This window comes from Aliterella sp. E5.1 (assembly GCF_057473825.1).
On the sequence record NZ_JBYCCV010000408.1, the window covers coordinates 1 to 1,311 of the forward strand.

Consider the following 1,311-nt stretch of genomic DNA (forward strand, 5'->3'; position numbering starts at 1 on the left):
CCGCGCCAACGACGAGGTGCAGGCCGTGTACCTGCGGGTGGACTGATGCTCGAGATCTCCGGCCTGTGCTGCCAGTACGGCACCGCGCCCATCCTGCGCGGTGTGGACCTGCGGGTCGGGACGGGTGCACTATCAATCTCTAAACGAGGATGACAATCTAACCGTTGACAAAGAGCTAAGTATAGTAACTGCCACGATTGATAGAGTTCAGCAATTTTTGGTGCGGCGGGCAAACTACCTGTGAACTTTGTAGGAGCAGGGTTGCTACAAGCTGACCAAAGCTGAACCGTAACGGTGGGAAAGCCGTTATGCAAATCGCCATTACCTAAGCTCAGAACAACCGATTTATTCATGCTGTCCGCTCCGCGATTAGATTTGGAAAGTTTCTGTAACGCTAACATTATTAACAGTTATTTGAATACTAAAACATTCCTCACGGTTGCCTCTAAACCGTTTAAGCTGAATGTAGTTATCTTGGCTGCGAGCTTGTACTTCTTGCAGAACTACTCCAGAATCCGAGAGCAAAATTAGTTTAGTGTGAGGTAGTAAGCAATTTTCTCCACTACCAGGGTGTAACTGGACTAAAATACCAACTTTATCATCGACTTCTGGGGCGATCGCGATCAGCAGCACTACAAATCGATTACCCAGTTGCAAACCTAGATCGATCATCTTTGCCCCTTTGACGGCGCAATCGCTTAACTGAAAATTACTCCTCAGCCCAAAAGATAAACGCTCTACGTCTGTGGAAAAAAGAGCTTCCAGCGACTGCCAGCCAGCATCAAACATATTTTCAAACCATTGACTTAGATTTGTCTGTTGAGTGCGCTGGGATTGCGCGATTGCTATCAAATGTGTTAGTAGCTCATCGAGCGATCGTAACTCGGTAAGTGGTAGCTCCTCCATTGAGACTGTTTGAGTAAATCCTAGCAGCGTAGCTTCTTGCAATGAAGCTTCAAGCTGCACTGCTACATAACCAACTCGCTCTGACCAAACTTCTGGAGGAATGCGAACAACTTGTGTATCTGGTAGTACAGGACGACACTCTAGTCTACCTAAATTTGGGATTTCTAAATCGGCTACATCCATCAAGCTTTGCCACACTGGGTCCCAACTAAAACTAGCTGAACAATTAGTTTCTATCTCCATGCAACTTAGGTAAAACTTTGCAGCATACACAGTCAAAGTATTGAGATAAACCTGCTTTGCCTTTGAGCGATCGTGTTGCTTACTAAATTGTTGAGCTAGGCGATGAGATTCTGTTCCTAGAGGGACAGTGAAGGTTGAAGACTTTAATAACTTTTTTGTCAT

General features: G+C 45.7%; 2 protein-coding genes. Both read right to left on the reverse strand.

Annotated features, from left to right (window positions below; genetic code table 11):
* On the reverse strand, nucleotides 1-353 hold a 353-nt coding region (locus tag AC2VE5_RS27720; RefSeq protein WP_486890728.1), incomplete at its 3' end, for a hypothetical protein.
* Between the two features lie 16 nt (nucleotides 354-369).
* On the reverse strand, nucleotides 370-1,311 hold a 942-nt coding region (locus AC2VE5_RS27725; RefSeq protein WP_486890729.1), incomplete at its 5' end, for a DUF1822 family protein.